The following is a 7325-nucleotide window of genomic DNA, read 5'->3' as shown; positions in this document are numbered from 1 at the left end:
GCACCGGCGGCGGCCAGCAGCGACACCGCACCGTAGGCGGCGGTGCGCAGGGTGGCCTTGTCCTGGTCGGTCAGGGTGATGGACATGTCGTGTACTCCTCGAAATCGGTTGTGGCAGCGACCCGAACTGTGTCGGTGCCGGTCGTTTTGTTCGATGGACACACTGTTGCCGGGCTGACTGACACCGACCTGACACACACCTGACGCCTCCACTGACACCGCGATCGGCCCTAAACACGCCAGCTAACCCCGCCGGCGATCACACGGACCGAGATCGCTGTCGCTCAGGACATCCCGCAATGCCGCTTACGGCGCAGTCGGCGGTGCGAGATGCGCTGCGGCGCAGAACATCCGCTCATGCCGCTGGGCGCGCTGTTCGCCCTGAACATCAGCCCGCGTGGGTGCATGTCCCACCGTTGCGCCGCAACACCTTTGAAGACGGGGCCGCGGGATGCCGTTCGCCGGAGGGCACGCCGGTGCCAACCCTTGCCGTGAGCGTCGAGGATCTCCGGAAAGAACTACGCGACAAGGGAATACACTCGTCGCTCCGGGAAACGGAGTACGAGTTCCACCATGGTGCGTACACCATGCTGATCCTGCACGGTGACCGACCGCCGAGTGCGCCGTGTCCAGCGATCGCTGGACACGGCACCCGCGCTCAGCTCAGTGTGAACGTCGCCGTACCCGAGATCTGCTCCATCTCCCTGTCGTTCGAGTCCAGCGCGACGATCCGAGCCTCCACCCGGCCGACGCCCGGCGCCGTGCCGAAACCGACGATCACGCCGTCCACCGTGTTTTGGACGACACCGTTCACGACGCGGTGCTGTTGCCCGTCCGCGTACCCGGTATCCAGGTTCTTGAAGCGCACAGCGACCTTCCAGTCCGAGCAGCTGTCCCCGGTCTGGGTGACGTTCACCCGCACGCCGAACGTGCCGGGCTTCTCCTGCTGCACGGTGACCGCGTCGATGATCGCGGAGCAGCTGGTCGGAATCAGGCGCGTCAGGGTCGGCGAGAATGGAAAGCCTGGGTCATGCGGAATGGCGGTAGATGGCGCTGCGAGCCCGACCACCCCGGCGGCGGTCACCGCTGCGATGACACCAGCGCGGGCCAAAAACTGTTGCAGCTGCTTGCGATTGAGAGTCATGCCTGGTTTACCGGGTCACCAGCAGCCGTTGTTACGACAATGGTTGCGTTAGTGAAATCACTGTAACATCCGGAATAGATGTTGTTGATGATCTCGTCGGCCAGGGCCGAAAGCCGTTACGGTTCTGAAGATCTCAGCTCCACCGCTGATCCGGCGGCAACGGCAACTGTTCCAGCCCGCCGAGATCCCGTCGCTGGGCGAACTCACATCGCGAGGAGTATGACCGCAATCGTTATCAGCACCAGCAGCCCCACGCACAGCGCGCGACGATGACACCGGCTCTGGAGCGGGAACGCGACGCTTGCCCGGTCGGCGTCAAGGGCTGAAGTCTGACGTCGTGGGGCGTTCTCGGTCCATGCTGTGCTGGCATCTGCTGCCCGCAGGTCGATTGCAGGGCACCGGCCGCCCGAAACCAGGCTGTGCGAACACCGGCTGTCGCGGCACGGATTGCCCTGTAGTGGAGGGGCGTGGGTGGCCACGTCGCGCCGGGCGGGTCATAGCTTTGGTTGGCGTGAGCCGGTGAGGTCCATGTGGTCGGGCAGTATGCGTAGCACCTCGTCGAGTCCGTGACTGCTGTAGCGATCGGCGTCGTCGGTGTCGAGGTGACCGATACGGACCGGTGTCGGGATCTGGATCTGTTGTGCTGCAATCCAATCGATGTCGCCGGTATCGGTGCGCGGAACGGTCAGCGCGAGAGCCGATTCGGCGCGCTCGATGATGTGCTGCCAGCCGCGAGCGCTGTAGTGACGACGGAGGGTGAAGTACTGGCCGAGGGGATGATCGGTGGAGATCCGGCCGTTGACGAAGCCGCGGACTCCGGCGGGGGTGGGGCCATCGATCCATTCCACCTGCGCATCGGTGCAGTAGGGCGGCTGCGTGGTGAACGCGGCGCCGGGCCAGCGTGTGCGCAGGCTGGTGCGCATCAAGTGCTCGAGGTCGGCCGGGTGGCGGGGCAGAACTGGCAGCACGATGCGGGACAGGACGAGATGGTCACCGTCGGCCTTGACGGTGGTGTGGTTCCACATCCGCTCCACTCGTCGGCCTGGAGCGCGACCCGCATCGACCGCGAGCTCACGCATCCGGATGAGGGCCTGCTCTGCGGTCAGATCCGTAGCGATCACGCGGGCTGGATCGTAGTAGTGCGGAAACGTATCGCCGAGACTGTCGTAGACGCTTCGATCCAGACTAGCAGGGCTTTGCCGCTGCCGATCACGCTGGTGTCCAGCGTTTTCCGGTGTGTGGGTCCGGTCGGCGGGTCGAGATTGCTTGATATCGGTGGAAAGTGATGTCGCGGGCCAACTGGTTGCGCTGGCCGGGCGTTTCTGCCGAACGCACGCTCATGGCTCGCCTATGTCAAGTCGCAACCTCGATGCGCTAGGGTCGTTCCGGTCGACAACGTGGCACCGCTCGATCTCGTACTCCGGCACCCGGTCGATGCGGTACTTGGCGTATTCCACCGACTGCTGGATGTTGCGCCGGAATCGCTCAAAGGTGAGCGGGGCGCGGGTGGAGGCCAGCATATCCCGAGTTTCCGGGCAGCTCAGGGCGGTTCGAATCCTGGTCACCCAGCCCTCGTCCAGGAACCATGGCATCCAGGGATGCTCGTCCGCCATGCCGGCGTCCACGACCACCCAGTCCGAGTCGAGGTTCTTGTCATGGCCGATACGGGCATTTGGGAACCGAAAAGTGTGTGCGGCGAGCGGATACGACAGACCCATCGGATCGAGGACGCGGACATCGAGGGGCATGTTCATGCCGATCATGCCGAGGTTCACGAAAAACACGGTATGCCCGGCGCTGCCATCCGGGATCGGTGTCGGAGGCGGGACGATGGTCCAGCTCCAGGACGGCGAATTGATGAGCAGACCGCCGTTCGGGCTTCTTGCGATATCGCCGACCATGGCGCGCATACGCGGGTAGTCCAGGTAGTCCTCGGCGCGGAGCGGGTGATCGTGGCCGGTGGTCTGGACGTAGTAGAGCCGCTCGTCTGCGATACCGGAGGTGCTGATCTTGCTGTCGGTCTCGATGGCGGTGGCGTTGGCCGCGAACAGCGCCCAGCCCACGGTTCCGGCGAGAGCTACAGGCACGATCAGGAAGGCCCGGCCGGTGCGGCGCGGGTCCGCCTGCGCGGCCCAAGACTTCAGCGGCAGCACCATGACGGGCAGTAGCAGGCAGAACAGCTGCGGCAGCAGCATCCGGCCGTGCATGAAGTCGCCGCCGACACGGATCTCGTAGACTGCCAGCAGGACACCGCTGCCGAACATGAGTGCGACCACTGCGACCGGGGTCCGCAGCCGCCCGCTGAGTCGGTGAATGCGTTCGCGCAGGGCCGGTTTCGCATCGCGGTCGGACGCGACAGCGGCATGACCATCGATACGTCGGGACCGCACCGCCATCACTGCCGCCACACCCAGCACCACCAGCGGCACCCACAGCCAGTACGGCCCAACCAGATTCCACAGGTAGACCAACCCCTGCCGCCATTTCGCGCCGCCCGCGTCTTTGGCAACGGCCGTATTCGGGTACGGCAGACCGTAATAACCCATGCGCCAGATCTGATAGGCGACCGGCACCACGCCCGCAATCGCCACCATCAGTGCACGGAACATCCACGGCCGCACCCGGATCCCCGGCTGTGACGCGCAGCAGATCATGAGCAGCGCCAGCGCGCCGACCAGCGTCATCTCCGGCCGGATCAGTGGCGCCAGACCTGCGACAAAGGACAGGCCGAAAACGCTTGCGAAACACACTGTTTCGGCGCGGCTCCAGCGGATCAGCCACCACCACAGCACCGCCAGCCAGCAGATGACCAGGCTGGACTCCAGTCCCGAGGTGGCATAGTCACGCGCCGGGGGCACCGCGATATAGACCAGAGCGCCTGCCGGAAGCAGTAATTGGGCACCGCCACCATCCCACAACCGGGCCGCGCCCAGCATCGCGAAGACGATGGCCGCAACCGACAGCGTCAGCGCGATACCCAGCACCACGTATTCCAGCCGCGCCTGCGTCAGCCAGCTGAAGAACCAGATGAGGTAGGTCCAGGCCGTACTGGTGTTGACTTCGACGCGCTCACCCGCATTGAAGACTGGGCCGTTGCCCGCCAGCAGGTTTCGCACCGTACGCAGCACGGTCAAGCCGTCGTCGGCGATCCAGCGCCGCTCCCAGCCGCCGATCGCGAAAAGCGCAGCGGTGAGCACAATTCCGCTGACGAGAGTCGTGCGAGATGGTCGCGGTGTCGCCGGCGCAACCGCAAGCTCTTCGCGCACCACCACATCGGGCGAAATAGTCAGCGTCACCTAAGCGAACCGAACGTCATGATGAGCAGGAACCACTGTGGACAGCCGGATACCGGCGATCATCCCCCCGGATACCGCGCTCAGCAGGATGCCGGAGGACACAAGACCGCCGCGCCGTCCGGGGTGCCCGGAAAGGTAACTCATGGATCTTCCCCTCATTGGTACGGGCGAACCATACCGTGCGATCAAACGAGGGGCCAAAATCTTGGGGTCAGCCGTGCGGCCGGGCCGACGTCGAGGATCTCTTGCGCACAAGCACTTTCAGAGCAGAGCGCCGAGCCTGCACCAGGCGGCCGGCTACGGTCGCGGCCCATCGGCGAGCTCCTGGGCGGTTTCCTCATTGGACACGCGCTTGGGCGTATTCGGGGTTACTGCCGTCCCAGCGTAATGCCGAAAGCGGTTGCCTGCTCGTGGGAGCCCCACGTCGCAAGCATCCGTGTTGAGAGCGGTTACGTCGACCAGTCCCACCTCTATCGGGATGCCATGACCTTCGCCGGGCTGACACCAACGGCCCTTGCGGTCGCGCCGTGGCTGGCGGTCGACCCCGTCGCGTGGGCCGCCCCGGAGTACGCGCCCAGGGCGTGAAACCGAGCCAATGTGCTCGACCGACAGCGATCCTCGCGATGCCGACCGCCAGAACGGGAACATTTCTCCAAGACAACCGGCTGGGTGCTGGCAATGCTGACAGTCATGTCTGGAAACGAGCGCCGGCACAGGCAGCTATGCCGTCCGACGCGGTGCAGTCGAGGAGGAACGACATGAACGGTCTCGTGTGAGGTTTGCACCCGAATTCAGGCGCCCGTGGAATCCCACACGAATCCGTCCGGGTCGGTGAAGGAACCGGCAGTACCGCCGATGACGATCCGGTGCGAATCGGTGCCTTCGGGGGAGACGCCGGCGTCCTTGGCGGCGGCACGGCGCGGGTACATCGCCAGCGTGACCGTCGACCCCGGGGTCGCGAACTCGACGTACTTGCTGCCGAAGCTTTTCGCCACGGTCAAGCCATGGTCGATGTAGAACTGCTTGCTGGCCTTGACGTCCTCGACGCCGAGCAGCAGTACGAAGTCGTCGATGTCACGGGTGGTCGGGCCGGTGTTCTTCTTCTGCGAGGTCGTGATCTTCCAGATCGTCCCGTCCGGAGCCTGGAGGACGCCTCCGTAACCCCAGAAGCTCTTCTTGGCCGGTTTGAGTGTCGTGAAGCCGACCTCGAGCGCGGTGCTGACAAGGCTGTCGACGCCGCTGGGCTGGGACACCACCAGCGACAGCATGAACCCGCGGAAGCCGGTCGTTGGCGCCTGCGAGGCCCGGAACTTCAGCTTGTCACCCAGCCCGAAGGCGGCGGCGTAGATGGCCTCGGTGGCCTCGGGGTCGGCCACCTCGAGGTGAACGTTGATGTCGGTGGTGGTTTCGGTCTTGATGTTCATGGTGATAACGCTAGGCATGGCCCGAGGCCGCCACATCCGTGCCGAGCACGAAACGCTCCACTGAACGTGCACGGAGCGTTGTCCGGTCGAGACGAGGCTGGTGCGCGAAGACAAGGGGGTTTCCGCCTCGCGTTTGCGCGGCTGTCGCAGCGTGGTCTGGTGCACAACCCTTCCGGCAACACCTTCCGCAGCCGGGAAACCAAGCGGTGCAAGGCACTCGCCGCCTCGGCGGGCGGATGTTCACCCCAGATTCAGTCGATGAGCGTCGCCTTCGGACTACCGCCGGAGCCAGGGTGGCCGAACGATCCCGGTCCGAGCATCGGCAGCGTGTTCCTCGGGCAGCCCAATCCAGGCACTCGGTCCCAGCGGAGCAGCCACCTCGTCCGCGAAGAACGTGCCGAGCGACTTGCCGGAGATCCGCCGCACGACCTCCCCGACCAGAAATCCGAACGTGACGCCGTGGTAGAGGTGCTCCGTGCCCGGCTGCCACAGCGGCCGCTGCGCTTCGAGTGCACGGATGATCGGTCCCAGGCGCACGCCTGCTCGAAGGGCAGCGGTCCGTCGACGACGGGCAGACCGGCCTGGTGGGACAGCAACCAGCGCACCGAGATCCGGTCCTTACCGTTGACGCCGAACTCCGGCCAGTATTCGACCACCGGGGCGTCCAGATCCAACTCACCGTGCGGCGCCAGCATATGGGCGCAGATCGCGGTGCGCCTTTCGTCGTGGAGGCGACACGGTGGTGTCTTCGTCCCACGGCCGGTTCACCTCACGATCGGCGAGGCCATCCGCCTCGCGACCGGCGACACCGTCCCACAGGTCGACGACACGGCGGCCGCCCACGTAGACGCAGCACGCCGCGCCCAATTCGCCGGGTTTCCATCGAAGTTCGCGCGGCACGCGTCGGCGACCTTTCCCCAGCCGTCCTCGACACCGTTCTCATTCGTCGTACCTACCATTGCTGTAATCCCTTCTGGAGATCTGGAACTCAGGGACCTGAGACTTCTGTGATGACGTGCGTTCGGGTTGCTCCGTCCCCGAACTCGGTGGCGCCCTTGCGGTTGGGTCACGGCCTGCGCGGATGCTGTCACACGCCGACCGAACCCAGAGTTCTCAGATGCGCTCTGGCACTACGGTGGAACCTTCCGCGTCGGACGCGCGCATGGCCGTTACGAGCTGGGGATGATGGGTGTGTCTCGAGCAGGGCCTGGCGGGGGTGGGACGAGTGCCCCGGTAGGTGTGTTCGTGCCGGGTGCCGGCTGCCGAGCGGGCGGAGGTGTCAGCATTTGCAGCGGCGCCATCGGCGGTTGCGGCGCGGGCGCGTCCGGCGATAGAAGGTGAGGCGTGTGCAGTTGTCAGGAGACCGCCCTCCCGTCGAAAGGAGGTCGAAGTTGATCAGCCGGCCGGGGTAGTCCGCGAGCATCTTCCAGCCGGTCCGGCGGTACAGCTATCGATCCAGATC

Annotated in this window: 6 protein-coding genes and 1 pseudogene; all 7 read right to left on the bottom strand. The window is 65.4% G+C overall.

Features of this window, described 5'->3' with window-relative positions:
• Positions 1–657 precede the first annotated feature (657 nt).
• The 7 genes and pseudogenes from ACLMAL_RS39215 to ACLMAL_RS39185 all read right to left on the bottom strand — a co-directional run bounded on the left by ACLMAL_RS39215 (position 658) and on the right by ACLMAL_RS39185 (position 6763).
• Positions 658–1143, bottom strand: a complete 486-nt coding sequence (locus ACLMAL_RS39215; protein WP_412003701.1) for a hypothetical protein — start codon at positions 1141–1143, stop codon at positions 658–660.
• 494 nt (positions 1144–1637) lie between these two features.
• Complete coding sequence (locus ACLMAL_RS39210; RefSeq protein WP_412003700.1) at positions 1638–2264, bottom strand: hypothetical protein; 627 nt, start codon at positions 2262–2264, stop codon at positions 1638–1640.
• A 216-nt stretch (positions 2265–2480) separates the two neighbouring features.
• Complete coding sequence (gene zomB, locus ACLMAL_RS39205) at positions 2481–4415, bottom strand: flagellar motor control protein ZomB (RefSeq protein ID WP_412003702.1); 1935 nt, start codon at positions 4413–4415, stop codon at positions 2481–2483.
• An 815-nt stretch (positions 4416–5230) separates the two neighbouring features.
• Entirely contained in the window at positions 5231–5863 is a 633-nt protein-coding gene (locus ACLMAL_RS39200) for a glyoxalase (RefSeq protein ID WP_412003699.1), read from the bottom strand.
• A 276-nt stretch (positions 5864–6139) separates the two neighbouring features.
• Positions 6140–6400, bottom strand: coding sequence for a serine hydrolase (locus ACLMAL_RS39195; RefSeq protein ID WP_412003698.1), 261 nt, complete (start codon positions 6398–6400; stop codon positions 6140–6142).
• Positions 6401–6453: 53 nt separating this feature from the next.
• A pseudogene (locus ACLMAL_RS39190) lies at positions 6454–6558 on the bottom strand (serine hydrolase); the annotation flags it as partial.
• Positions 6539–6763, bottom strand: coding sequence for a hypothetical protein (locus ACLMAL_RS39185; protein WP_412003697.1), 225 nt, complete (start codon positions 6761–6763; stop codon positions 6539–6541). The gene ACLMAL_RS39185 and the pseudogene ACLMAL_RS39190, both read right to left, overlap by 20 nt.
• Positions 6764–7325 lie beyond the last annotated feature (562 nt).

Origin of the sequence: Nocardia sp. CWNU-33 (assembly GCF_046764895.1) — a bacterium.
GTDB lineage: Bacteria > Actinomycetota > Actinomycetes > Mycobacteriales > Mycobacteriaceae > Nocardia.
This window is presented reverse-complemented; position numbering and strand designations above follow the sequence as displayed.